Here is a 24077-nt window from a genome sequence, read left to right on the forward strand (position 1 = left end):
TGGCGACGGTATGCCATGGTGCGCCCGCCGGGATTCGTGCCCGGCCACCAAGAGAACGGCGGTCCTTCGTCGAGCTGCCCTAGCGGGCACGCGCGAGCCCGCCTGTATCGTCGTACTCAAACTCGCCCGCACCTCGCGCCCGACCGGACGGCCGCCAGGGCCCCGCCGTGGCCCGCGCGTCGTCACGGTCTAGGGTTTCCCGGGTGGAAGAGGAGTTCACGCGGGTGCTCGGCGGCGCCGACGCCGTCATGGAGCCGCTCACGCACAACCCCAAGAACGGTGTCACCGGCGGCATCTGGCGGGTCCGCAGGGGCTCGCGCTCGGCCGTGCTCAAGGTGCTGACCAGGCGGAAGGACGCCCCGGAAGGGTGGCGGCACTCCGACGACCCGCGCCACTGGAACTACTGGCGCAGGGAGGCCGACGTCTACGCCGGCGGCCTGCCGCAGCTGTGGGCGGGCACCGGTCTGCGCGCGCCGCGGCTGCTCGCCCTGGTCGAGCGGCACGACGGCGACCTCGCGCTGTGGACCGAGGACGTGTTAGGCCCGCCCGGCACCTCATGGGGCGTCGACCGCCACGCCCTCCTCGGGCACCAGCTCGGCCTGGCGCAGGGGGCGGTGGGGGAGGTGGAGCGGCCCTGGCTGAGCCGGTCGTTCCTGCGCGACTACACCGCGACGCACCGGGTGCCGTACGAACTGCTCGACGACGACGCAGCCTGGCGGCACCCCCTGGTCGCGGAGAACTTCCCGCCGGGCCTGCGCGCCGAACTGGTACGCCTGCACCGCGACCGCGAGCAGTTCCTGTCGATCACGGAGTCGCTGCCGAGGACGCTGTGCCACCTCGACCTGTGGCCCAGCAACGTCATCGACGGCGACGGCGAGAGCGTGCTGCTCGACTGGGCGTTCACCGGCGACGGCGCGCTCGGGGAGGACGTCGGCAACCACATCCCCGACAGCGTCTTCGACCTGTTCCTCCCCGCCGCCCTGCTGCCCGAGCTCGACGCGGCCGTCTACGGGTCCTACCTGCGAGGGCTGCGTGAGTCCGGCTGGCGCGGCGACGAGCGCCTGGTACGGCTGGCGGTCTGCGCGTCGGCGGTCAAGTACGACTTCCTGGCCCCGCTGATGCTGGCGCGGGCGGGGGAGGAGCAACTCGACTACGGCGGGAGCAGGCCGGTGGACGCCGCCCGCCGCTACCGCCAACGCGGCGCGGCCCTGATGTACCTGGCGGGATGGGCGGACGAGGCCCGCCGGCTGTCCGAGCACCTGTGACCGGCGCGACCGCCTCACCGGACCGTGTGCGAGGTGCGGGCGGTCTCACCGGTCCAGAACGGTCAGGGAGTGCGGGCTCGTGCCCAGCGCCAGCGGCCCGCCGTCCGTGCAGGCCACCACGTCCGCCACCCGTGCCCCGAACAGGTCGGGCACGTAGATGGCCGGCTCCAGGCAGAACGTCATGCCCGCCGCCAGCACGGCGTCCTCGCCCGGCCGCGGCCCCTCGTCGTGCCCGAGCCCGATGCCCCGCCCGGCGTGCGCCGCCGCGAACCGCCCGTACCCGCTGCCGTCGATCACCTCGCCGACCGCCCTGGACACCGCGGCCACCGGGACGCCGGGACGCATCACCGACAGGCCCGCCCGGTGCGCGGCGGCCACCACCGAGTACATCGCCTCGAAGTCCTCCGGCGGCTCCGCCACCGCGAACACCCTGGCGACCTCCGCGCAGTAGCCGTCCCACCGCCCGCACACCGAGACCAGCAGCGCGTCGCCCGGGTTGATCACCCGCTCGCCCGGCGCGTGCGCGGGCCGCGCGGTGTGCTCGCCCGCCGCCACCCGCAGCGACAGCACCTCCTCGCAGCCCGACTCCACCAGCAGCGACCGCAGCCGGCGGGCCATCGCCCGCTCGCCCGCCCCGAACCAGGCCAGCTCCCGCGCCTGCCCCAGCACCTCCTCCGCGGCCGCCACCGCGCGCGCGACGGCCTCGATCTCGTACGGCTCCTTACACAGCCGCAGCGGCGCCAGCACGGCGGAGGCGGGCACCAGCTCGGCCTCCACGGCGAGCCCGAACAGCTCGCGCACCCGCATCTCCGGGTCCACGCCGACCCGCCGCGCCCCCTCCGGCACCAGCCGGGCGGGCTCGGCGGTCTCGGCGACGGCGTCGCGGGTCACCACCAGGTACGGCCCCTCCCCGCCGCCGAGGAACCGGAAGTCCGGTGACGGCCGCAACACCAGGGCATCCACCCCGGCGCCGGCCATGGCCTCCCGCACGGCCACCATCCGCCCACTCATCCGCCCGCTCATCAGCTGGGCCTCCTCCACCTCCGCCCGGACCGCCGACCCGCCGCCCGGCGCGGCGTCCTGCGGGGAGCGCGGTGGGGGCGTCACCGCGGCGGCTCGTGCAGCCAGCAGGCCACCGGCCCGAAGTCCGGCTCCTTGCCGCGGCACACGTCCATCACGTGCAGGCAGCGCGGATGGAACCGGCACCCCTGCGGCGGGTTCGCCGGATCGGGCACGTCGCCGGGCAGCTCCGCGGGCAGCACGCCCCTCCCGTCCGGCTGCGGGATGGCCTGCAGCAGCGCCTTCGTGTACGGGTGCCGCGGCTCCGCCCACACCTCCGCCGTGTCGCCCACCTCGACGATCCTGCCCAGGTACATGACGGCGATCCGGTCGGCGATCAGCCGCACCACGGACAGGTCGTGGCTGATGAACAGCAGTCCCGCGCCCGCGTCCACGGCCAGGTCCCGCATCAGCCTGGCCACCTGCGACTGGGCGGAGGCGTCCAGGGCGGAGATGGGCTCGTCGCCGATCAGCAGCCGCGGCCGTGCGGCCAGCGCCCTGGCGATGGCGATGCGCTGCCGCTGCCCGCCCGAGAACTCGTGCGGGTGCCGGCCCGCGAACTCGCGCGGCAGACCGACCCGTTCGAGCAGGTCGGCGGGTGAGGTGACGGTGTCCCGCGCGGTGCGCAGCCCGTCGGCGACCTGGTCGCCGACCCGGCGGCGCGGGTTCAGCGACGCGTACGGGTCCTGGAACACCATCTGGATCCCGGTGAGCCGCCTGCGCCGCAGCCCGAGCGGGGTGACCGGCTGCCCGTCGAACGTGATCGAGCCGGCGGTGACCGGGTTGAGCCCGCAGACGGCGCGGGCCAGCGTCGACTTGCCGCACCCCGACTCGCCGACCAGCCCGACGACCTCGCCGGCGCCGACGGTCAGGCTCGCCCCCGCCACGGCGCGCACCGCGGGACGGCCGGGGGAGCGGTGCTCGACGACCAGGTCGTCCACGCTCAGCAGGCTCATCGTTCCCCCTCCGGGACGGGACCGGAGCCGGGCCCGCCGGGTTGTTCGCCGGGTTCGGCTGTGCCCGCGCCGGGCAGGGAGCCGAGCAGCGCGCGGGTGTAGGCGTGAGCCGGTTCCCGCAGCACCCGCCCGCGCGGCCCCGACTCCACGACCAGGCCGTCCTTCATCACGCTCACCTCGTCCGCCACCGCCGACATCACCCCCAGATCGTGCGTGACCAGCAGCACGGCCAGCCCCAGCTCGTCGCAGAGCCCGCGCAGCAGCCGCAGCACCCCCGCCTGCACGGTCACGTCCAGCGCCGTCGTCGGCTCGTCGGCGATCAGCACCTTCGGCGAGCAGGCCAGCGCGACGGCGATCGCTATGCGCTGCCGCATCCCGCCGGAGAACTGGTGCGGGAACCGCCCGTACGCCTCCGCGGGCCCGGGGATGCGCACCTTGCCGAGCAGCTCCACCGCCCGCTCCTTCGCCTCGGCCCTGCCCAGGCGAAGGTGGTGCCGCATGTGCTCGGTGAGCTGCCTGCCGACGGTCAGCATCGGGTGCAGGCTGGTCGCGGGGTCCTGGAAGACCATGGCGACCTCGCCGCCGCGCACCCGGTTCAGCTCCTTGGCCGGCAGCGCCAGCAGGTCGCGCTCACCGAGCCGGATCGTGCCCGACGCCCGGGCGCCGTGCGGCAGCAGCCCCAGCACGGCCAGCCCGGTCATGGTCTTGCCCGACCCGCTCTCCCCGGCCAGGCCGTGCACCCGGCCCGCGGCCAGGTTCAGGTCGACGCCGCGCAGGATCTCCTTGCCGCCGATCGACACCTTCAGCCCGCTGATGTCCAACGTCACAGGTCCTCCTCCGTCGGACCTGCGACAGGTCGCCGTGCTGATTTGTTCCCTCGCTCCGCTCGGTCACGGTCCTCCTCCGGACCTGCGGCCAGGTCGCCGTGCGGTCTCGTTCGCTCGCTCAAAGGGCACGCTCCTTGATCGCGCGGGCGGTCCGGGGATCGAGCGCGTCCCGCAGCGTGTCACCCAGGAAGTTGAACGCCAGCACCACGGTCAAGATCGCCAGGCCCGGGAACGTTGCCACCCACCAGCTGTCGAACACCTCCACGCCCGAGGCCACCATCGCCCCCCACTCGGGGGACGGCGGCTTGGCACCCAGGCCGAGGAACGACAGCCCCGACAGCAGCAGCAGGGCGGTGCCGATGTCGAGCGTGGCCAGCACCAGGACGGGGCCCGTCACGTTCGGCAGGACGTCCACCCGCAGGGACCGCCACACCGAGAAGCCCAGCAGCCGCCCGCTCAGCACGAACTCCCGCTCCCGGATCCCCAGCACCAGCCCGCGCGTCACCCGGGCGTAGGCGGGCCAGGCCACGACCAGCACGGCCAGCACCGCGTTGCCGAGGCTCGCGCCCAGGGCGGCGGCCACCACCATGGCCAGGATCACGGTCGGGAACGCGAACACCAGATCCGCCACCCGCATGATCGTCTCATCCACCCACCTGCCGAAATATCCGGCACACGCCCCGAGCAGCCCGCCGATCAGCACCGACAGCGCCACCAGCAGCAACGTCAGCGGTATCGACACCCGCGCCCCGTGCAGGACCCGGCTCAGGATGTCGCGCCCGAGCTGGTCGGTGCCGAACCAGTGGCCGGGTCCTGGAGCGGCCAGCCGCGGCAGGTCCTGGGCCAGCGGATCGTGCGGCGCCAGCACGGGCGCGGCCAGCGCGATCACGATCCAGGCCACGGCCAGTACGGCGCCGACCACGGCCAGCGGCTGCCGCCACGCCTCGGGGAGCCGCCTGAGCAGGCCCCGGCGGGCCAGGGGGTCCCGTGTCACTGGAGCCTCACTCGGGGGTCGATGACGCCGTACAGGACGTCCACGATCAGGTTGATGACCAGGTAGACGACGCCCACCACCAGGCCGACGCCCATGACGGCGGGCAGGTCGAGCGTGGTGGCGCTCTTGTACGCGTACTGCCCGATGCCGGGCCAGGCGAAGATCGCCTCGACGAGCACGGTGCCGGACAGCAGGCTGCCGAAGGCCAGGCCCGCCACGGTGATGATGGGCACCAGCGCCGAGCGCAGGACGTACCGGAAGAGGATCGTCCGCCCCGGGAGGCCCTTGGCGCGGGCGGCGCGCACGTAGTCCTGCCCGAGCACCTCCAGCACCGCCGAGCGGGTGAAGCGGGTGAGCAGGCCGATCGTGTACAGGGCCAGCACGAGGGCGGGCGTGACCAGGTGGCCGGCTGCCGAGGAGAAGATGTCCCAGCGGCCGGCCAGCAGCGCGTCCACCGTCTGCAGTCCCGTCACGGGCGGGGCCGAGCCGAGGGCCGCGTCCACCCGGCCGCTGCCCGGGGTGAGCTGCAGCCGGTAGAAGAACACGTAGAACGCCACCAGCGCCAGCCAGAACGTCGGGACGGAGATGCCGACCAGGCTCAGCACCCGCAGCGCGTGGTCGGGCAGCCGGTCCCTGCGCAGGGCGGCGATCACGCCGAACGCCACGCCCAGCACCAGGGAGACCAGGATGGCGGCGCCGGCCAGCTCCAGCGTGGCGGGCACGTACTCGGCGAGGTCCTGGGCGACCGGGCGGTGGCTCTGCTGGCTGGTGCCCAGGTCGCCTTGCACCAGTCCCCGCAGGTGGATCAGGTACTGCTGCCACAGCGGCTTGTCCAGACCGTGCTCCGCCCGCCACTGCGCGACGATGGCCGGGTCGCCGAGCGCCCGCTGGCCGAGGTTCGCGGCCACGGGGTCGCCGGGCACCAGGTTGGTCAGCACGAACGTCACCAGCGTGATCCCCCAGGCCATGAGCACGGCCAGGAGGAGGCGCCGGATCAGGAAGCGGGCCAGCGGATGCGCGGTCCGCCGCGGTCGCGGGGCGGGCGGACCCTCCTTGTCGGGCACCTGCCTGATCCCTTACTTCACGCCGAGGTCGGCGACGTCGACCGTCCACACGGGGTGGTAGTCCAGGCCCGTCACCGACCCGGCCGTCACGATGTTCTGGCTCGGCTGGATCAGCGGGACGAACGGCCCGGACGCGTTGAGCTTGGTCTGCACGTCGGCGAAGGCCTCCTTGCGGGCGCCGTCGCCGATCGCCGCGGCCGCCTTCTCCCCGGCCTCCTCGATCTCCTTGGCCGCCCCAGGCTTCCAGCCGGCCCGCAGCCCCACCGTCTTGCCCGGCAGGAACGCCAGGTAGTCGCTGGGGTCGGGGTAGTCAGGACCCCAGTACCACAGGCCCATCTCCTCCTTGCCGTTGCGGTAGTTGTCCAGCGCCGTGCTGACCGGCGCGGGCTGGAGGTCCACCGTGATGCCGACCTCCTTGAGGTTGGCCTGGATGCGTTCGGCCAGCGGCTGGAAGGACAGGCCGTTCACGGTCAGCTCGGTCGGGTACTCCAGCTTCACGGTCGGGTTCGACAGCCCGCCGGCCGCCAGTGCCGCCTTGGCGCCGGCGACGTCCCGCTCGGCGCCCTGGTCGGCGGGCAGCGCGCCGAGCAGCTGCGACGGGATGACCCCCGGCGCCTGCGTCGAGCCCTCGCCGGCCAGCTCCAGCAGCCCCGCGTAGTCGACGCCCTTGCGCACCGCCTCGACGAACTTGGGGTTCGTGGTGGTCCTGCTGATCGCGGAGTCCTGGTTGGCCAGCAGGAAGATGACGTTGGCCGAGGCGGTCTTCTTCACCTGCAGGGTCGAGGGCATGCCGGTGACCTGGTCGCCCGACAGGTTCAGCGCGATCTGGCTGTCGCCGCGCTGCACGTTCAGCTTCTGGGTGGCGGCCTCGACGTTGCGGATGACGACCTTGTCGTAGGCGGGCTTGGCGCCGTAGTACTTCGGGTTCGAGGTGAGCACGACCTGGCTGCTGACGTTGAACGACTCGATCCGGTACGGGCCCGAGCCGGCCGAGTTGGCGTTCAGGTACTGCTCGGCCTTGTCCTGGGCGTCGGCGGTCGCGCCGTGCTGCTTGGCGACCTTGCTGTTGATGATGCCGAGCGCCGGGTTCGGCAGGATGTACGGCAGCGCCGGGTTGGGCGCCTTCGACGTCAGCGTGATCGTGGAGTCGCCGGTCTTGGCCACCTCGACGCCGTCGAGCAGGAACGACGGCGTACCCTTCATGTCACGCACCCGCGTCAGCGAGAAGACCACGTCGTCGGCCGTCACCGGCGAGCCGTCGGCGAAGGTGGCGCCCTGCCTGAGCTCCAGCGTCAGCTTCCTGCCGTCCTCGGCCAGCTCGTACGACTCGGCGAGGGCGGGCACCGGCTTGGTCACGTCGGCGCCGTCGAACGTGAGGAGGGTCTCGTAGACCGCCTTGCCGACGATGAGCCCGGTCGGCTCGTACGTGCGGCCGGGGTCGGCCGTCTTGAGGTCGAAGGACGTGTCGATGACGAGGGTCTTGCCGCCGCCGCCGGAGGCGGGGGTCCGGGACGTGCCGCCGCTTCCGCAGGCGGCGAGGGCGAGTGCACCGGCGAGCAGCACAGCCGCCGTCTGCGAGCGGGTCGCCATGTAGGTCCTCCATGATGGGACGTTCAGCAGGGGATGCGGAGGATTGTCCGGCAGAACGTCCAGGCGCCGTGCGCCCAGCGAGACGTATATAAAGGTCGGTGAGGTAATGATGAGTGAAATTTCTAGAAATGGTGGCGGCGACGGCGGTCAGTCTGGACGGATCGGCATCGGTCTCGAACTGGACGACGTCCACCTGAAGATCCTCGAGGTCCTGCGCGAGAACGGCAGGATCTCGGTCGCGGCGCTGGCCGAGCGGGTGGGCATCTCCCGGGCCAACGCCTACACCCGCTTCGAGGCGCTGCGCGCCGACGGCGCGATCAAGCGGTTCACGGCCGAGATCGACCACGTGCGGGCCGGGCTCGGCATCACCGCGCTGATCTTCGTGACCGTGCGCCAGCAGATGTGGAAGCAGTTCAGGGCCGAGCTGGCCAGGATGCCGCAGGTGGAATACTGCGCGATCACCACCGGCCAGCACGACGCGATGATCCAGGTACGCGTGTCCGACGTGGCCGAGGTGCACACCATGGTGACCGACCGGCTGGCGAACATCCCGGCGGTGAAGGCGACAGAGACCGTGTTCATCCTCGACGAGGTGCTCAGGCGGCCGTACGTGCTGCCCAGCGACCGGGCCAGGCCGGCGCGGCGGCCCGCCCAGGAGACGCAGGGCGAGGTGCCGCTCGGCAAGATGCGCTTCGTCGGCGCCGCCGAGGGCCGCGCCACCCTCCACAAGGAGGGCTGAGCGGCCGACTGCCCACATGACGAGGGCTGATCAGGACACTACGGCTGCCCGCGTGACGAGGGCCGGTCAGGACACCTCGGCGCACACGCTGACGTGCACGGTGTCGTCCCCCTCGAACGAGAACTCCTCCACCAGGCGAAGCCGCCCGTCGTCCCCGGCCTCGACGCGGCTGCTGCTGTGCCCGCCCGCCGTGCCCCCGGCCTTCAGCGCGTGTGCGTAACTGATCGACACCAGGTCGCCGTCCCGCGTGCCGACGAAGCGCCCGTGGGTCACGGTGTCGCCGGAGTAGTGGCCCCACACCACCCCGTCCGCCTCCCAGTACTGGAACTCCGTCGGGCTGTCCAGGTCGACCTCGCTCGCCGTCGAGCTCACCATCACGAATTTGCGGCCGTTGAGATTCACGCCCCCATGCTCCCTGCAAGTCTCGAAATATCAGCCTCTCATTGGACATATGGCGAGGAAGGCCCCTCAATGATCGGCAATCCGTCCAGCCGGCCCCGGCGCGGCGGCCTGTACGGCGAGTACTTCGGCTGAACCCTCACGAGCGCGGAACCCGCCCGGGACTTTACCGATCACCGCCTGCCGCCATCGTTGCCCTATGTGATAGTAATGTCGCACTGCGTAGTCGACAGGGTTCGGGAGATCCTCATGGTGGCGTACACACTCTCCATCCTGGCGGCGGTGGGCGCCGTGGCGCTCACCGCGCTGGTGTTCAGGCGGGTCAGGGCGGCGGGTGAGGACCGCGATCCCAGCGGCCCCTCCGCCGCCCACGCGGGGGCGATGTTGTCGGCCATGTTCCTGCTGGTGTTCGCCATCGCCATCATCGTGCCGTGGACCACGGCCGACGCCGCCAGGCTCAACACCCACGCCGAGAGCCAGGCCGCGGTCGACGCCTACTGGGCCGCCGGCGAGCTGCCGGGCACGGGGCCCCAGGACGTGCGCAGGGCTCTGCACGACTACGTCACGTTCGTGGTCAGGGACGAGTGGCCGCTCATGGCCGAGGGCGCGATGGACCCGGTCGGCGGCGCCAGGATGGACCAGCTGCGCGGCGCGGTCCACGCCCTCGAGGTGGCGGGCGACGAGGAGTCCGACGCCAAGGCGGCCGTGCTCGACCACATCAGGGGCATCGCCGCCGCGCGCGCCCAGCGCACCGCCGACGCCGCCGCGACACCGCCCGACGGGCTGCTGATCCTGACCATCCTCACCGGGGCGCTCGTCGTCGTCTTCCCGTTCCTGGCCGGGGCCAGGCCGCGCGGCCTGGCCATCCTGCCGCTGCTGGCGACCGCGGGCCTGCTCGGCTTCGGCACCTATCTCACGTGGGACATCGCGCACGTCTTCGCGGGGCCGCTGGCTGTCGGGCCCGAGGCGTTCGCGGGTGCCCTGCAGGAGTTCAGCCGGATCGCCGGGGGGTTGTGACCGTGGCCTTCAGGCGCGTTCCGCTGCTGCTCGCCGCCGCCCTGCTCGTGGCCGGCGTCGCCGGCGCCGACGCGAACGGTGCGGCGGCCGACCGGGCGCAGTGGCCGGGCCCGGCGCCGCGGGTGACCGTACGCGCCCCCGTGCCCCCGAAGGGCGTCACCGCCAGGCCGGGCCGCGTGACCGTGCCCAGGGTTTCGGCCCGGCGACGGCCCGTCCCGAAAGTCTCGATCTCCGTGCCGCCCCGCCAGCGGCGGGCCACACCCCAGGTGGCGCTGCCACGGGTGACGGTCTACCGCGACGGGTTGTGCACGGGCGGGGTGCGGGTGGGGGAGTGTCCGCGCCGGCGGGTGCGCGTGGCCCCCCTGCCCGTGCCCCAGGCAGGGCCGGTGCGCGTCCCCGCGCTCACCCCGACCCCTTCGCCCAGCCCCACGCCCTCCGTGTCGGGGTGGGCCGGCGCGCGGCGTCCCCTCCCGCCGGCGGGCCGCCGCGACAACCCCCTGGGCGGCGTCCTGCTCACCGTCGTGCTGGTGACCGCCATCACCTCGACGACGGCCGTGGCGTTCCGCTCCCGCCGGTGATCAACCCGCCAGCGACGTGGCGCGGGTCTCCAGCGTGGCGCGCAGGTCGGCCGCCTCCTCGGCCGCCTTCGCCCGGTCGGCGCCCGCATTGAGGCCGTACGCCTTGAGCGCCTGGTCCAGCAGGGCCGTGGCGGTGCCGCCGGCCAGCAGGTCGCGGGCGAGGGCCGCGTGCTCCCGCTCGTAGAGCTTCTTGAAACCGGCGTCCTTGAGGAACCTCTCCTTCAGCGCGTGGCCGCCGCGCGGCCCGCCGGCACGCGGCGTGCCCGGCGGGCGGCCCTGCTGTTCCGGCTGCTCGCCCGGCCCGGGCCGGGCGGCTCGGTCGCCGCGGCGCCTCATGCCGATGGCGTCGTGGGGGCCGGCTGTGGCGTCCCCTCTCAGCGCGAGGTTCATGTCCCAGCTGATCACCCTGAACCGCTTCGTGCCCAGGTCGTACCAGAGGTAGTAGTTGTGGCCGGGGCCCGCCATGTCGTCGAAGTTCAGCAGGATGTTCTGCAGGGCCGCGTAGCGGGCGAACGACACGACGTCCAGCCGCTCGGCCAGCCCCGACGCGAACTCCTCGTCCGAGGCCTGCTCCACCCACCTGACCAGGTCGATGACCGGTTGCAGGTCGCGCTGGCCCACCAGGTTGACCTGCTTGAAGTCGTCGACGTACGTGGTCTGGTCCTCGCCCTGGTAGGTGAAGCTCCCCGAAGCGAGCGACTTGTAGAGCACGCCGTCGCCGAGCCGCTCGGCGTACCCCTCGTCCAGATACTCGACCAGGAGGCGCGGAGCGGACGCGCGGCCGTTCACGGAGAAGGACGTATAGGCCGACCGCTGGGAGGGCTCGCCCGCCGCGCCGACCAGGGAGATGGCCACGGCCTCGTGCAGCAGGGCCGACGAACCCAAGGACGGGCGCACCGCGACCTGGGAATGGCCCTGGTAACGGCGTCCTTCGACGAACTCGTCGAAGCTGATCAGCCAGGGCAGGTTCTCCGGCTCCTCGGCCTTCAGCGCCGCGCCGCGCCCGCGGCCTTGCCGCTGCCCGCCTGCCGGCGGCTGGAAGCCGGCGGGAGGCTCGGCTCCGTCAGGCGGGCGGAGCCCCTCCGGCGGGTTCCCGCGGCCGGACGTGTCGCGCGGCCGGGTCTCCCCCTTCCACGTCAGCGCGTGCAGCGTCGAGTTGCCCTTGAGCCGGATGCCCACGCTCGGGATCGTGGTCCCGTCGATGGTCAGGTCGGCCTCGACGTACTTCTTGTCGCCGTCCTTGAAGTACTCCGCCAGCATGTCCTGGTAGCCCTCGTCCCGGAACGTGAGCGCCACCTCGTGCGGCGTGGCGGCGTCGAACAGCTCCTTGGACCCGGCGAGGTCCCGGACGACGACGCCGGCCGAGGCGGTCCGCACGCTGGTGACGTACGGGCGGACGGTGCCGCTGCCGAAGACGCCGTAGCAGGCGGCCAGGAACGCCACGCACGCCGCCACGAGCTTCCAGTGGTGCCGGAGCCTTACGGGGATGCGGTGTCTGAGGCGGGCCACGGCTACAGGTCGCTCTGGTCGTAGCCGGTCAGCACCGTGACCTGCTGGCCGTGGTTGCGCTCCCGCAGCCCGGAGATGAGGTCGGCGGGCTCGCTGCCCTTCTTGATCCGGACGGTGTACATCAGCTCGGTCAGCGCGCCGGCCCTGATGGACTCCATGCTGACCAGCTCGAACTCGTCGGTGTGCCGGACCAGGACGTCCTGGACGGCGTGCGTGTAGTCCTCGTCCGACGGCACCTGCACCTTGACGACCTGGCGGCGCACGTTCAGCTGGAACCAGTTGAACCTGCTCATGATCATGATGATCAGCGAGATCGTCACGGCGGCCACCACGGCCAGCAGGTAGAAGCGGGTGCCGACGGCCATGCCGATCCCCATCACCAGGAAGATGAACCCGACGTCCCTCGTCTCCTTGATGGCGTTGCGGAACCGTACCACCGACAGGGCGCCCACCAGGGCGAAGGCGCGGGCGATGTTCGAGCCGACGACCAGCATGATCAGCGAGATCAGCATGCCGAGGACGACGAGCGTCTGGACGTAGGACTGGCTGTAGGAGACGTTGCGGTGCGTCGCCCGGTACACCCAGCCGATCATGGCGCTGAGCACGAACGACAGCGACATCGCGATCGCGATGTCGGCCACGCTGAACGTGCCGGACAGGTCCTGGAAGGAGAGGTCCATGGGTCATGCCTCCGCGGGGGCGGTCAGGGCCGACGAGAGTCCGGAATCCAGGTCGTGGCCGGGGATGTGGAAGATCGAGCGTGGCGCGAGCCCGTGCGCCTCCACGCTCTGGCAGTACTTCGAGAGCCGCACCACCTGCAGGTTCCGCTCGGCGGTCAGGTCGGTGAGCCAGTAGGGGACGCGCTCGTTCGCCTTGACCTCCATGATCGCTTTGCCGGGCGGGACGATGAACCGGTTCGCGGCGTCCGCGCCCAGGTGGAAGTCCCGGTCGCGGCCGCGTACGCGCTGGTCGAAGGTGACCCGCAGGCCCACGTCCGCGCCCCGCCCGACGTAGGCGTGCCGCTGGTAGCCGGTCATCGCGGTGGCGCGCAGGTCGAGCCGGCAGACCAGGTCGAGCACCTCCTCCAGGAAGCCCCGCTCGGACGGCTCGTGCCCCACCTGCTCCCGCCCGTCGCACAGGCGCAGGGCGTCCCGGTACGGCAGGCGTACCCGGCGCTTCTGCGTGACCCGGTTGACCCGCTGCTTGATCTCGACATGGACCGGGGTCTCGCCGGTCACCGCGAAGCGGTCGCCGTAATGGCGGATGCGCAGCTTCCTGCGGAACCTGAGGCCCTCGATCTTCTCCCAGTAGAAGCGCAGCCGGCGGGTGTCGTAGTAGACGCTCCAGACGCCGTATCCGCCGTCGCCGCTGTGGCGGTCGCGGTCGAGCACGGTGTCCATCTCGTCGCGCAGCTCGCGGGCGACGGCGGCGTCGACGAGATACTTGATCTCGTACCTGTTGAACGCGTGCAGTCGGCTGGGGGCGCGCAGCGCGTGCCCCGCCTCGCCGGGGGCGCCGGCCGCCGGGACCTCGGGCCTGTGTGCGGGGACGGGGCGCCTGCGGAATCTTCGCAGCATGTCTCTCCCTTCGTGACAGCCCATAGGGGACAGCAACAACCTGGGAATAGTGTGTGAACCCTGTCGCACCGGGCGATGAACACGCGCGCCGCGGCCGCGTCAGATGTCCCCGACCCTGGGCCTGCGGCTCGACCGGCCCGTCGACCGGCCCGTCGACCGGCCCGTCGACCGGCCCGTCGACCGGCCCGTCGACCGGCCCGTCGACCGGCCCGTCGATCGGGCCGTCGACCTGTCCCTAGACCGGCCCCTGGACCGGCCCCTGGACCGGCCCCTGGACCGGCCCCTGGACCGGCGGCTCGACCGGTCCCTCGACCGGCAGGACGACGCGAAAGGTGGTGCCGCCGCCGCTGCGTGCCTCGATGCGGCCGCCGTGCGCCTCGACCAGCGCCGCCGCGATGGCCAGCCCCAGGCCGGTGCCGCCGCTGCCGCGGGAACGGGCGGCGTCGGCCCGATAGAAGCGGTCGAAGACGTGCGGCAGATGCTCCGCCGCGATGCCCGGCCCGGCGTCGTGCACCTCGATGACCGCCGCCCGTCCGGTCACCCGAGCCCCCACCCACGCGCCCGCGACCCCGCCCGCGTCAGTAGTCCCGTTCCCGGCCCGTGCGCCCGTCGTCCCGTTGCCGGCCCGCGCGGTCGTGCTCGCGTTCGTCGTCCCGTCGCCGGCCCATGAGGCGGGGCCCTCTCCCGGCGTCCGGGCCGGGGCCCGTGCGTCGGCGCCGGCCTCGCTGACGGTCACCCGGACCGCCGCGCCCTCGGGGGCGTGGGCCACGGCGTTGCCGACGAGGTTGGCGACCACCTGGTGCAGGCGGTGTTCGTCGCCCGTCACCCGTACCGGCCGCTCGTCCAGGACCAGCTCGATCGGCCGTCCCGGTGCGCGGGCCCGCGCACCGTGCACCACGTCGCCCGCGACGACGTGCAGGTCCACCTCCGTCAGGTCGAGCGCCCGCTCCTGGTCCAGCCGCGCCAGCAGCAGCAGGTCCTCCACCAGCACGCCCATCCGCTCGGCCTCGCCTTCGATGCGGCTGAGGATGCGCGCCACGGCGGGATCCGGCTCGCGGTCGCCGTGCCGGTACAGCTCGGCGAACCCCCGGATGGACGTCAGCGGCGTACGCAGCTCGTGCGAGGCGTCGGCGAGGAAGTGGCGCAGCCGCTGCTCCGAGTGCTCGCGCTGGCGCAGGGCCTCGCCGAGGCGGCCGAGCATGATGTTGAGCGCGTGCCCCAGCCGCCCGGTCTCCGTGCGCGGGTCGCTGTCGGAGACCCGCCGGTCGAGCTCGCCGCCGGCGATCGCGGTGGCGGTGCGTTCCATCCGGGTCAGCGGGCGCAGGCCGAGCCGTACGACAGCCAGCGCCACCGCGCCCAGGAGCACCAGCACCAGCGCGCCCGCCGCCACCTCGATGACGAGCAGTTGCCGCACGGTGCTCCTGGCCGCCTCCAGCGACATCGACACCACCGCGCGGTTGCCGTCGGGAAGGGCCACCACGAGCGCGCGCCAGTCGGTGTCCCCCGACCTGCCGGCCACGGTGAAGGGGCGCGGCGGGAGGGCGGCGATGGTGACCGCGGGGACGTCCGGCCCGTCGGCGGGGCGGGGGCCCGCGCGGGCGGGCGCCCCCGACGGCCGGTGGAAGTCCACCCGGAACTGGCTGGGCAGCTCCACCTCACCCCTGCGCGGCGGCCGCACGAGAGGGGGCGGCGGCCGTCCCTTGCCGAACGTGGCCGCGAAGGCGGTGAGCTGCGTGTCCACCCGGGACAGCAGCGAGCGGTCGAGCAGGATCACCCCGGCCGTCGCGAACACCGCCAGAGCCGCCGCCGACAACCCGAGCAGGGCGGCCAGCAGCCGGTGGCGCAGCGGCCAGGCCCGCGCGATCGGCCTCATCGGCCGCGGTCCAGGAGGCTCTGGTCGCGCAGCGAGTAGCCGACGCCGCGCAACGTGTGGATCAGCGGCGGGCCCGCCACGTCGATCTTGCGGCGCAGGTAGCTGATGTAGGACTCCACGATCCGGCTGTCGGCGCCGAAACCGTGGTCCCACACCCGGTCGAGGATCTGCGGCTTGCTGACGACCCGCTCCGCGTTGATCATCAGGTAGCGCAACAGGGCGAACTCCGTCGGCGACAGGTGCACGTGACGCCCGGCCCGCCGTACGACGTGGGTCTCCTCGTCCAGCTCCAGGTCGGCGTAGCGGAGCAGCCCGTCGTCGTGCGCCTGCTCGCGAGGACTCGTACGGCGCAGGATGGCGCGGATGCGCAGCACCACCTCCTCCAGGCTGAACGGCTTGGTGACGTAGTCGTCGCCGCCCGCCGTCAGCCCCGCGATCCGGTCGGCCACCGTGTCGCGCGCCGTCAGGAACAACACCGGCGGCCCGCCGCCGTCCGGCCGCAGCCTCTGCGCCACCGCGAACCCGTTGAGGTCGGGCAGCATCACGTCCAGCACGATCAGGTCGGGACGCTCCTCGCCGACGCGCGCCAGCGCCTGCGTGCCCGAGGCGGCCGTGCGCACGGCGAAGCCGTTCAGCTCCAGGGCGTCCTGGAGCAGCTCGCGGATGTTGGGCTCGTCGTCGACCACCAGGACCACGGGGTTGCCGGCGGTGCGGGGGCTCGGTGCGTCCATGCGGGCTGTTGTATCCGGTCTGCCTGGGAGTTGTGTGTGAGCAGCCTAGGCCGGATATTCGCGTGCTCGGTCCGCGCGCCGCGTGCCACACTGGCCGCCGGACCGGCGGTGATCAGGGGGATGTGATGGCCGACGAAGAGGTGCTGGCCGGAGGCGGCGTCAACCACGTGGTCAGGGTCGGCGCCACCGTACGCAGGCCGGCCGGCCCGTGGACGCCGGCCGTGCACGCCCTGCTCGACCACCTGGCGGCTCGCGGGTTCTCCGGGGCGCCAAGGAGCCACGGCATCGACGACCAGGGCCGCGAGATCCTCGACTTCGTGCCGGGCCGGACCGCCGACCATCCGCTGCCCGCATGGGCGCGCTCCGACGACGCCCTGGTCGCGGCCGGCCGGCTGCTGCGCCGCTACCACGACGCCACCGCCGGCTTCCCCGTTCCTCCCGGCGCCGTCTGGTATTTCCCGCCGGTGAGCCCGGTCGAGGTGATCTGCCACGGCGACGTCGCCACGTACAACTGCGTGTTCCGCGGAGGGCTGCCGGTCGCGTTCATCGACTTCGACACCGCCCACCCGGGGCCCCGCGTCTGGGACGTGGCCTACGCCGCCTACCGGTTCGTGCCGCTCAGCGACCCCCGGCACGCCGGCGCACGCCCGGTCGAGGAGCAGGCGCGGCGGCTGCGCCTGCTCGCCGGCGCGTACGAGCTCGGCGACGACGACCGCGCCGCGCTCGTCGCGACCGCGCGGGCCCGCCTGGAGCATCTGGTCCGCCACATGCACGAGCGGGCCGCCGCGGGCGACGAGGCGTTCGCCGGCCACGTCGCCCGCGGCGACGACGTCTACTACGAGTGCGACCTCGCCCACCTCGCGCTGCACGAGGCCGCGCTGCGGCGTGACCTCACTTGCCGAAGCCCACGGTCAGACCGCTGAGCAGCTGGCGGCGGCCCACGACGTAGAGGATCAGGATGGGCAGCGTGGTGAGCACCACGGACGCCAGCACCGCCGGCACGTTGATGCTGTACTGGCCCTGGAACGACCAGAGCGCCAGCGGCAGCGTGCGCTTGTCGGGGCTCTGCGTGAGCACCAGCGGCAGCAGGAAGCCGTTCCAGATCGTCAGCGCGTTGTAGATCGTCACCGTCACCACGGCCGGCCGCGTCAGCGGGAACGCCAGCCGCCAGAGCATCGCCGTCTCGGTCGCGCCGTCGAGGCGCATCGAGTCGAACAGCTCCTTGGGCACGTCGCGGATGAAGTTGGACAACACCAGCACCGACAGGGGGATCGCGAACGCGATCGACGGCAGGATCATCCCCAGCAGCGAGTCGTACAGGTGCAGCCGGATGATGATCAGGTAGACGGGGATGATCGTGGCCTGCAGCGGGATGGCCAGCCCCATGAGGAAGAGCGAGTTCGTCAACCGCAGGAACCGGCTCCGCTTGCCGGCCCGGATGATCGCGTACGACGCCATGAAGGAGATGAGCACCGCGGGAATGACCGCGCCCAGCGTGACGACGACGCTGTTGACGAAGTACAGCGGGAAGTCCGACTCGATGACCATCACATAGTTGGCCAGCGTGGGCTCGCCGGGCGGCACGAGCGGATTCTCGGCGTAGTAGTTGCTCTGCGACTTGAAGCTGGTGATGACGATCCAGTAGATCGGCACGACCACGACCGCCAGCCAGATCCAGGAGCCCAGGCCCGCCAGCCAGTTGGGCCGGCCCCTGGGCCGGTTGCGGCGCCGGTGCCGCGGCTGGGGCCCGCCCTCCATGACCTCGGGCTTCGTGGTGAGCGTGGACGCCATGTTCTAGGCCCCTTCGAGCTGGCTGTGGCTCGTGTCGCGGCCGCCGAGCCGGCGCAGCACCAGCGCCAGCACGAGCCCCACGAGCACGAGGATGACCGCGATCACGCTGGCCAGGCCCATCTGGCTGGCCTGCCATCCGCGCACGTACATGTCCAGGGCGAGCACCCTGGTGGCGTCTCCCGGCCCGCCCGCGGTCAGCACGAAGATCAGGTCGAAGAAGGTCAGCGACCCGACGACCATGAGCGTCGAGGACGTGATGATCGTGTACTTCAGCTGCGGCAGGGTGATGCTGAAGAACCTGCGCACCCGGCCGGCGCCGTCGAGCTCGGCGGCCTCGTACATCGAGCGCGGGATCTGGCGTACGCCGCCCTGGTAGATCAGGGAGTGGAACGGGATGAACTGCCAGGACACCACGAAGATCACCACGCCGAACGCGAGGTAAGGGTCGCCGAGCCAGTCCTGCACGAGCAGCGGGATCTGCAGCCCGGCGCCGAGCCCGAAGTTCGGGTCGAGCAGCGCCTTGTAGGCGATGGCGATGGCCGCGGAGCTGAGCAGCAACGGGATGAAGTACACCACGGACAGGATCGCGCGGTAGCGGTGGTGGTTGGCGAGGAACGTGCCCAGCAGGATGCTGGCCGGCGTCTGCACCGCCCAGGACATGGCCATCACGAGGAACGTCACCCACAACGCGTGCGGCAGCCCCGGGTCGGCGAGCACGGTTTTCCAGCTGTCGACGCCCGCGAAGTGGATGTCGCCAAGTCCGTCCCACGAGGTGAAGCTGAGGACGAGGACCCCGATCAGCGGGATCAGCCCGAACCCGGTGAAGACCACCAGCGCGGGCACGGACATCCACGCGAGCGAGCCGCCACGGCCCTCCCGCTTGGGGGCCGTGGCGGAGGTCGCGAGCGCGCTCACTTGCCGATGACCGCGTTCATGTTGGTGGCGAACTCCTTCGGGGAGATCGACAGCTGGAACAACTTGGCGATGTTGTCCAGCAGCACCTCGGCGGCCGTCGGGCTGAGCGCCTGGTCCCACGACTGCGCGAACGTCTTGGCGTTGACGGCGATGTTGTAGACGAAGTTGAGGAACTCGGCGTCGTCGGAGGCGGCGAACTCCTTGTCGGCGCCCTTGACGATCGGCACCGCGCCGGTCGCGACCCACTCCTTGACCGCCTGGTCGCCCATCAGTTCGGTGGCGAAGAACTTCTTGGCGATCTCCTTCTGCTCGGGGGTCGCCTTGGAGGAGATCGACATGTACTGGCCGGGGTTGCCCACGGTGTTGCTCGGGTCGCCCTTGCCTCCGTCGATCGGCGGGAAGTTGATGTAGCCGAGGTTGCCGCCGGAGACGAAGTCGCCGCCGTCCGTCTTCATGCTGCCGTACGTCCAGCCGCCGTGCAGCATCATCGCGGCCTTGCCGGTGTAGAGCAGCGCCTGGTCGGCGTTGGAGTCGGCGGTGATCGAGGAGAAGCCCTTGATGAACCCGTCGGCCTTGATCAACTCCTGCATCTTGCCCAGGGCGTCGATGGCGACCGGGTTGTTCCAGGCGTCCTTCTCCGCGTCGAACACGGCCTGGAACACCTCGGGGCCGCCGAGGCGGTCGAAGAGGAACTCCAGCCACATCATGTTGGTCCAGCGCGACTGGCCGCCGAGCGCGAACGGCGCGATGCCCTTGGCGTTGAACTTGGGCACCAGGTCCATGATGTCGCCCCACGTCTGGGGCGGCTGCGCGCCGATCTTGTCGAAGGCCCGCTTGTCGTAGTAGAGGACGATCGGCTGCATCGTCTCGCAGGGCATCGCGTAGATCTTGCCGTCGATCGTGGCGGCGCCGAAGGAGGAGGGGAACAGCCGGTCCTTCAGCGTGGCGTTCTGGTCGAACCAGGAGGTGAGGTCGTCGACCTGGCCCGCCTGGACGTAGCTGCGCAGCGTGCCGCCGCCCCAGCCCCAGATGAGCGTGGGCGCCTGGCCCGCGCCGATAGCTGTCTTGATCTTGGTCTTGAACGCGTCGTTCTGGAAGGTCGTCCCCGCGATCTGACCGTTGGGGTTGGCCTTGTTGAACCGTTCGACCGTCCTGGTGCGCACGCCCTCCTGCGGCTGCGTCGACAGGTACCAGTAAGTAGCGCCGCTGCCGCCGCCACCACTAGGGGTGCCGGGCCTGGTCGGGCCCGAGCTGCCACAGGCGGCAAGCGCGGCTCCCAGGGGCAGGCCCATGGAGAGGCTGAGAAAAGTGCGGCGAGACGTTGTCCTTGGCTCCACGGGGATCTCCGTACTCGAACGTCGCGGTGTCTGGCCGCGGCTCGTTGGTCATCGGATGCGGTGGCCGGCGGTCGTGGATCGGCGTCCTCGGGGACACCACTGGTCCACTCCTCCTTGAGTCAGCTCTCCGAAACTTTTTCGACATGACCGCGGGTTTCGCCAATCTAGGTTTCGGCCAAAGGTGTGTCAAGACCCGCCGCGGAGCGAACAGATTACGGTCCGGCCAAGGCCCGTGTACAGTACTGGGGCGCGGGCTATCGCTGGTCCACCTGGCCTTCGGAAATCCGCGACGAGATCGTCGGCCGGCCTCGAAATATTTCGAAATGTCTCCGACACAAACGCACTTCTTGAGGAGAGCAGCAGATGACGGCTCTAGAGCGGACACCTGAGGCGGACCGGGCACTCCGTCCGTGGCAGGACCCGGCGCTTCCCGTCGCCGACCGAGTCGACGCCCTCCTCGCGGAGCTGACCCTGGAGGAGAAGATCGGCCAGCTGGGCAGCCGGTGGATCGGCAACGACATGCCGGAGCCCGACGAGCCGGAGCCCGGCTCCGAGTCCCCGAACGTCGCGCCCATGCAGGACGTCTTCGCCGCCTCCGGCTCCGTCCCGCTGGAGGAGGCCGTCCGCGACGGGCTCGGCCACCTGACCCGCGTGTACGGCAGCGCCCCCGTGACCACGGCCGAGGGCGCCGCCGAGGTGGTCCGGCTGCAGCGGGCCGTGGTCGGGAGCTCCCGGCTCGGCATCCCCGCGATCGTCCACGAGGAGTGCCTGACCGGCTTCACCAGCTACGGCGCGACCGTCTACCCCGCGGCCATCGCCTGGGGAGCCACCTTCGACCCCGGCCTGGTCGAGCGGATGGCCGAGGCCATCGGGCGCGACATGGCCGCCCTGGGCGTGCACCAGGGCCTGTCCCCGGTGCTCGACGTCGTGCGCGACTACCGGTGGGGGCGGGTCGAGGAGACGATGGGGGAGGACCCGTACCTCGTGGCGATGCTCGGCACCGCCTACGTCCGCGGGCTCCAGAGCACCGGCGTCATCGCCACGCTCAAACACTTCGCCGGCTACTCCGCCTCGCGGGCGGCCCGCAACCACGGCCCCGTGCCGATGGGCCGCCGCGAGCTGATGGACATGATTCTGCCGCCGTTCGAGACGGCCATCACGCTCGGCGGCGCGCGCTCGGTGATGAACTCCTACTCCGACGTCGACGGCGTCCCCGCCGGGGCCGACCCCTGGCTGCTGACCGAGCTGCTGCGCGACGAGTGGGGCTTCACCGGCACGGTCGTCTCCGACTACTGGGCGGTCCCGTTCCTGGCGACCATGCACGAGGTCGCCGCCGACACCGACGAGGCCGGCGTGCAGGCGCTCACCGCCGGCATCGACGTCGAGCTGCCCGACACGCTCGGCTTCGGCCGGCACCTGGCCGAGCGGGTCAGGAACGGCGACCTTCCCGAGTCGCTGATCGACCGGGCCGCCCGCCGCCTGCTCACCCAGAAGGCCGAGCTCGGGCTGCTCGACCACGACTGGACACCGGAGCGTTCGGTCGCCGCGGCCGGAGGCGTCGACCTCGACTCGCCGGGCAACCGCGCCCTGGCCAGGGAGCTGGCCGAGCGCTCGATCGTCCTGCTGGACGGCGGAGACGTCCTGCCGCTGCTCGGCGAGGGCCGCGAGGGCCCGCGCAGCGTCGCCGTGGTCGGACCCGCCGCCCACGACCCGCGCACGTTCATGGGCTGCTACGCCTTCCCCAACCACGTCCTGCCCCGCCATCCCGGCCTCGGGCTGGGCATCGAGGCGCCCACCGTGCTCGACGCGCTGCGCGGGGAACTGCCCGGCGCCGAGATCCGCCACGAACGCGGCTGCGACGTGCGCGGCGACGACCGCTCCGGCTTCGCCGCCGCGGTGGCGGCCGCGCGTGGCTCCGACCTGTGCGTCGCCGTCGTGGGCGACCTGGCGGGGCTGTTCGGCCAGGGCACCTCGGGCGAGGGCTGCGACGCCGACGACCTGCGGCTTCCCGGCGTGCAGGCCGACCTGCTCGCCGAGCTGGCCGCCACGGGCACGCCCGTCGTCGTCGTCGTGGTCTCGGGGCGCCCGTACGCGCTGGGGGAGGTGCACGCCGGAGCCGCCGCGCTCGTCCAGGCGTTCATGCCCGGCGAGGAGGGCGCGGCGGCGATCGCCGGCGTGCTGTCCGGACGCGTCCAGCCCGTGGGCCGGCTGCCCGTGCAGATCCCGCGCGGGCACGGCGGGCAGCCGGGCACCTACCTGCAGCCGCCGCTGGGGACCAAGAGCGAGGGCATCAGCAACCTCGACCCGACGCCGCTGTTCCCCTTCGGATACGGCGCCTCCTACACCGCCTTCGACGTCGGCGACCTGGTGATCAGCGACGCCGAGGTGCCCACAGACGGCGAGTTCACGGTGGCGGTGAACGTCCGCAACACCGGCGGCCGGGCGGGCGAGGAGGTCGTCCAGCTCTACCTCCACGACGTCGTCGCCCAGGTGACCAGACCGGTGCGGCAGCTGGCCGGGTTCGCCCGCGTGCGGCTGGAGCCCGGCGAGAGCACCGGCGTGCGCTTCCACGTCCACGCCGACCGCACCGCCTTCACCGGCCGCGACCTGCGCAGGATCGTCGAGCCGGGCGAGATCGAGGTGCTCGTCGGCACCTCGGCCGCCGACCTGCCGTGCCGCGGCACCGTACGCCTGACCGGTCCGCTGCGCCGTCCCGGCCCCGGCCGGCGGCTCATGACACCCGTTGACGTCGGTCACGGCGCCGCCGGGCAAGGGGGTGGAGATGTCGGCCAGTCCTAGGCGGGCCACGCTCGCGACCGTCGCCGCCTCGGCGGGCGTGTCGGTCGCGACCGTGTCGAAAGTGCTCAACGGCCGCAGCGACGTCGCGCCCGCCACCCGCTCGCTGGTGGAGGCGCTGCTGCGGCAGCACGACTACGTCGCCCCCAGCCCGCGCCGAGGCGAGGTCGCCGGGGCGGGCAGCGTCGAGCTGCAGTTCGACGCCGACCTCAACGCCTACTCGACCGAGATCATCCAGGGGGCGGTGGCCGCCGCCGGGGAGGCCGGCGTCGGGGTCGTGGTCAGCATCAGGCGCGCCGACCGCACCGCCGCCTGGGCCCGCGGCCTGGCCGCCGCCGGCCGCCGGGCGCTGATCGCGGTCACCAGCGAGCTGACCACCGGGCAGCTCGCCGCGCTGGCCAGAGCCCGGGTGCCGCTCGTCCTCATCGACCCGCTCAACCTGCCGCGCACCCGCGTGACCAGCATCGGGTCGACGAACTTCGCCGGCGGCCTGGCCGCCACCCAGCACCTGCTCTCCCTCGGCCACCGGCGCATCGCCTACGTCGGGGGCCCGGCGGCCGCGGCCTGCAACCAGGCCCGGCTGCACGGCTACCGCGCCGCCATGGAGGCCGAGGGCACGCCCGTGCTGCCGGGCTACGTGCAGACCGGGCACTTCCGCTACCACGACGGCGTGACGGGCGGCGCGGCCGTGCTCGAGCTGCCGCGTGCCCCCACGGCGATCTTCGCGGCCAGCGACGAGACCGCGCTCGGCATCATGGAGGCCGCCCGGGCGCGCGGCCTGCGCATCCCCGAAGACCTCAGCATCGTGGGGTTCGACGACACCCAGATCGCCCAGATGGCCTCACCGCCGCTGACCACCGTCCGCCAGCCGCTGCGCGAGATGGGCGGCGTGGCCCTCCGCACCGCGCTGCGCCTGGCGGCCGGGGAGAAGATCGATTCCCACCACGTCGAGCTCGCCACCGGCCTCGTGGTCCGTGGCTCCACGGCCCCCGTCGCACCCGCCTGAACGTCCGCCGCCGGCTCGGCGACGTCGCCGTCCTCGCCGCGCCGGGAAGATCGT

General features: G+C 72.4%; 22 protein-coding genes. 7 read left to right on the forward strand and 15 right to left on the reverse strand.

What is annotated here, in order from left to right; genetic code table 11:
- Window positions 1–203: 203 nt before the first annotated feature.
- Window positions 204–1265, forward strand: a complete 1062-nt coding sequence (locus ACTWPV_RS17080) for a hypothetical protein (RefSeq protein ID WP_443152513.1) — start codon at window positions 204–206, stop codon at window positions 1263–1265.
- A 45-nt stretch (window positions 1266–1310) separates the two neighbouring features.
- Here ACTWPV_RS17080 and ACTWPV_RS17085 read toward each other — a convergent pair whose 3' ends face one another.
- The 6 genes from ACTWPV_RS17085 to ACTWPV_RS17110 form a co-directional block, all read right to left on the reverse strand.
- Entirely contained in the window at window positions 1311–2372 is a 1062-nt protein-coding gene (locus ACTWPV_RS17085; RefSeq protein ID WP_443152514.1) for a M24 family metallopeptidase, read from the reverse strand.
- Window positions 2369–3280, reverse strand: coding sequence for an ABC transporter ATP-binding protein (locus ACTWPV_RS17090; RefSeq protein ID WP_443152515.1), 912 nt, complete (start codon window positions 3278–3280; stop codon window positions 2369–2371). Before ACTWPV_RS17090 ends, ACTWPV_RS17085 begins: the two co-directional genes overlap by 4 nt.
- Window positions 3277–4107 carry an ABC transporter ATP-binding protein gene (locus tag ACTWPV_RS17095; protein WP_443152516.1) on the reverse strand — a complete coding sequence of 277 codons (831 nt, stop codon included), beginning with the start codon at window positions 4105–4107 and terminating at the stop codon, window positions 3277–3279. The genes ACTWPV_RS17090 and ACTWPV_RS17095 overlap by 4 nt, the downstream gene beginning before the upstream one ends.
- A 118-nt stretch (window positions 4108–4225) precedes the next feature.
- Complete coding sequence (locus ACTWPV_RS17100; RefSeq protein WP_443152517.1) at window positions 4226–5101, reverse strand: ABC transporter permease; 876 nt, start codon at window positions 5099–5101, stop codon at window positions 4226–4228.
- Window positions 5098–6165 carry an ABC transporter permease gene (locus ACTWPV_RS17105; RefSeq protein ID WP_347644921.1) on the reverse strand — a complete coding sequence of 356 codons (1068 nt, stop codon included), beginning with the start codon at window positions 6163–6165 and terminating at the stop codon, window positions 5098–5100. The genes ACTWPV_RS17100 and ACTWPV_RS17105 overlap by 4 nt, the downstream gene beginning before the upstream one ends.
- 12 nt (window positions 6166–6177) lie before the next feature.
- Window positions 6178–7755, reverse strand: coding sequence for an ABC transporter substrate-binding protein (locus ACTWPV_RS17110; protein ID WP_443152518.1), 1578 nt, complete (start codon window positions 7753–7755; stop codon window positions 6178–6180).
- 109 nt (window positions 7756–7864) lie between these two features.
- On the opposite strand from ACTWPV_RS17110, the gene ACTWPV_RS17115 reads away from it, so the two are divergent.
- Complete coding sequence (locus ACTWPV_RS17115) at window positions 7865–8494, forward strand: Lrp/AsnC family transcriptional regulator (RefSeq protein ID WP_347644923.1); 630 nt, start codon at window positions 7865–7867, stop codon at window positions 8492–8494.
- Between the two features lie 66 nt (window positions 8495–8560).
- Here the strand turns inward: ACTWPV_RS17115 and ACTWPV_RS17120 are convergent, their stop codons facing one another.
- Window positions 8561–8896, reverse strand: coding sequence for a hypothetical protein (locus ACTWPV_RS17120; RefSeq protein ID WP_347644924.1), 336 nt, complete (start codon window positions 8894–8896; stop codon window positions 8561–8563).
- 246 nt (window positions 8897–9142) lie between these two features.
- Here ACTWPV_RS17120 and ACTWPV_RS17125 point away from each other — a divergent pair, with 246 nt between their 5' ends.
- Both ACTWPV_RS17125 and ACTWPV_RS17130 read left to right on the forward strand, forming a co-directional pair.
- Window positions 9143–9910 (forward strand): bestrophin-like domain, encoded by a 768-nt coding sequence (locus ACTWPV_RS17125; RefSeq protein WP_443152519.1) that lies wholly within the window; start codon window positions 9143–9145, stop codon window positions 9908–9910.
- A 2-nt stretch (window positions 9911–9912) separates the two neighbouring features.
- Window positions 9913–10488 carry a hypothetical protein gene (locus ACTWPV_RS17130; protein WP_443152520.1) on the forward strand — a complete coding sequence of 192 codons (576 nt, stop codon included), beginning with the start codon at window positions 9913–9915 and terminating at the stop codon, window positions 10486–10488.
- Here ACTWPV_RS17130 and ACTWPV_RS17135 read toward each other — a convergent pair whose 3' ends face one another.
- The 5 genes from ACTWPV_RS17135 to ACTWPV_RS17155 form a co-directional block, all read right to left on the reverse strand.
- On the reverse strand, window positions 10489–11997 hold the full coding sequence (locus ACTWPV_RS17135) for a CotH kinase family protein (RefSeq protein WP_443152521.1): 1509 nt from the start codon (window positions 11995–11997) through the stop codon (window positions 10489–10491).
- A 2-nt stretch (window positions 11998–11999) separates the two neighbouring features.
- Window positions 12000–12677: a DUF4956 domain-containing protein gene (locus tag ACTWPV_RS17140; protein ID WP_443152522.1), complete on the reverse strand. Its 678-nt coding sequence runs from the start codon at window positions 12675–12677 to the stop codon at window positions 12000–12002.
- A 3-nt stretch (window positions 12678–12680) separates the two neighbouring features.
- A complete protein-coding gene (locus tag ACTWPV_RS17145) occupies window positions 12681–13574 on the reverse strand; it encodes a polyphosphate polymerase domain-containing protein (RefSeq protein ID WP_443152523.1) in 894 nt (297 codons plus the stop codon).
- Between the two features lie 235 nt (window positions 13575–13809).
- On the reverse strand, window positions 13810–15447 hold the full coding sequence (locus ACTWPV_RS17150; protein ID WP_443152524.1) for a sensor histidine kinase: 1638 nt from the start codon (window positions 15445–15447) through the stop codon (window positions 13810–13812).
- Complete coding sequence (locus ACTWPV_RS17155; protein ID WP_347644931.1) at window positions 15444–16178, reverse strand: response regulator transcription factor; 735 nt, start codon at window positions 16176–16178, stop codon at window positions 15444–15446. The genes ACTWPV_RS17150 and ACTWPV_RS17155 overlap by 4 nt, the downstream gene beginning before the upstream one ends.
- A 125-nt stretch (window positions 16179–16303) precedes the next feature.
- On the opposite strand from ACTWPV_RS17155, the gene ACTWPV_RS17160 reads away from it, so the two are divergent.
- A complete protein-coding gene (locus ACTWPV_RS17160; RefSeq protein ID WP_443152525.1) occupies window positions 16304–17101 on the forward strand; it encodes a phosphotransferase enzyme family protein in 798 nt (265 codons plus the stop codon).
- Here the strand turns inward: ACTWPV_RS17160 and ACTWPV_RS17165 are convergent.
- From ACTWPV_RS17165 to ACTWPV_RS17175, 3 genes are read right to left on the reverse strand one after another with little or no spacing between them, the layout of a single operon-like run.
- Entirely contained in the window at window positions 17070–17969 is a 900-nt protein-coding gene (locus ACTWPV_RS17165) for a carbohydrate ABC transporter permease (RefSeq protein WP_347644933.1), read from the reverse strand. The two genes, ACTWPV_RS17160 and ACTWPV_RS17165, sit on opposite strands and share 32 nt — an antisense overlap.
- 3 nt (window positions 17970–17972) lie before the next feature.
- On the reverse strand, window positions 17973–18884 hold the full coding sequence (locus ACTWPV_RS17170; protein WP_443152526.1) for a carbohydrate ABC transporter permease: 912 nt from the start codon (window positions 18882–18884) through the stop codon (window positions 17973–17975).
- Window positions 18881–20176: an extracellular solute-binding protein gene (locus ACTWPV_RS17175; protein WP_347644934.1), complete on the reverse strand. Its 1296-nt coding sequence runs from the start codon at window positions 20174–20176 to the stop codon at window positions 18881–18883. Before ACTWPV_RS17175 ends, ACTWPV_RS17170 begins: the two co-directional genes overlap by 4 nt.
- Before the next feature lie 408 nt (window positions 20177–20584).
- Here ACTWPV_RS17175 and ACTWPV_RS17180 point away from each other — a divergent pair, with 408 nt between their 5' ends.
- Together ACTWPV_RS17180 and ACTWPV_RS17185 are read left to right on the forward strand one after the other, a co-directional pair.
- Window positions 20585–23020: a glycoside hydrolase family 3 N-terminal domain-containing protein gene (locus ACTWPV_RS17180; RefSeq protein ID WP_443152527.1), complete on the forward strand. Its 2436-nt coding sequence runs from the start codon at window positions 20585–20587 to the stop codon at window positions 23018–23020.
- The gene (locus tag ACTWPV_RS17185; RefSeq protein ID WP_443152528.1) at window positions 23004–24023 is read left to right on the forward strand and encodes a LacI family DNA-binding transcriptional regulator; all 1020 of its coding nucleotides are present in this window, start codon (window positions 23004–23006) and stop codon (window positions 24021–24023) included. The genes ACTWPV_RS17180 and ACTWPV_RS17185 overlap by 17 nt, the downstream gene beginning before the upstream one ends.
- Window positions 24024–24077: the final 54 nt, after the last annotated feature.

This window comes from Nonomuraea sp. KM88 (assembly GCF_052245635.1).
GTDB lineage: Bacteria > Actinomycetota > Actinomycetes > Streptosporangiales > Streptosporangiaceae > Nonomuraea.

Bases quoted from the DNA above. Each gene is read 5' to 3' on its own strand.
- ACTWPV_RS17090 (WP_443152515.1), bottom strand. From the start codon at position 3,280: ATGAGCCTGCTGAGCGTGGACGACCTGGTCGTCGAGCACCGCTCCCCC.
- ACTWPV_RS17110 (WP_443152518.1), bottom strand. From the start codon at position 7,755: ATGGCGACCCGCTCGCAGACGGCGGCTGTGCTGCTCGCCGGTGCACTC.
- ACTWPV_RS17115 (WP_347644923.1), top strand. From the start codon at position 7,865: ATGAGTGAAATTTCTAGAAATGGTGGCGGCGACGGCGGTCAGTCTGGA.
- ACTWPV_RS17125 (WP_443152519.1), top strand. From the start codon at position 9,143: ATGGTGGCGTACACACTCTCCATCCTGGCGGCGGTGGGCGCCGTGGCG.
- ACTWPV_RS17140 (WP_443152522.1), bottom strand. From the start codon at position 12,677: ATGGACCTCTCCTTCCAGGACCTGTCCGGCACGTTCAGCGTGGCCGAC.
- ACTWPV_RS17145 (WP_443152523.1), bottom strand. From the start codon at position 13,574: ATGCTGCGAAGATTCCGCAGGCGCCCCGTCCCCGCACACAGGCCCGAG.
- ACTWPV_RS17150 (WP_443152524.1), bottom strand. From the start codon at position 15,447: ATGAGGCCGATCGCGCGGGCCTGGCCGCTGCGCCACCGGCTGCTGGCC.
- ACTWPV_RS17155 (WP_347644931.1), bottom strand. From the start codon at position 16,178: ATGGACGCACCGAGCCCCCGCACCGCCGGCAACCCCGTGGTCCTGGTG.
- ACTWPV_RS17160 (WP_443152525.1), top strand. From the start codon at position 16,304: ATGGCCGACGAAGAGGTGCTGGCCGGAGGCGGCGTCAACCACGTGGTC.
- ACTWPV_RS17165 (WP_347644933.1), bottom strand. From the start codon at position 17,969: ATGGCGTCCACGCTCACCACGAAGCCCGAGGTCATGGAGGGCGGGCCC.
- ACTWPV_RS17175 (WP_347644934.1), bottom strand. From the start codon at position 20,176: ATGGGCCTGCCCCTGGGAGCCGCGCTTGCCGCCTGTGGCAGCTCGGGC.
- ACTWPV_RS17180 (WP_443152527.1), top strand. From the start codon at position 20,585: ATGACGGCTCTAGAGCGGACACCTGAGGCGGACCGGGCACTCCGTCCG.
- ACTWPV_RS17185 (WP_443152528.1), top strand. From the start codon at position 23,004: ATGTCGGCCAGTCCTAGGCGGGCCACGCTCGCGACCGTCGCCGCCTCG.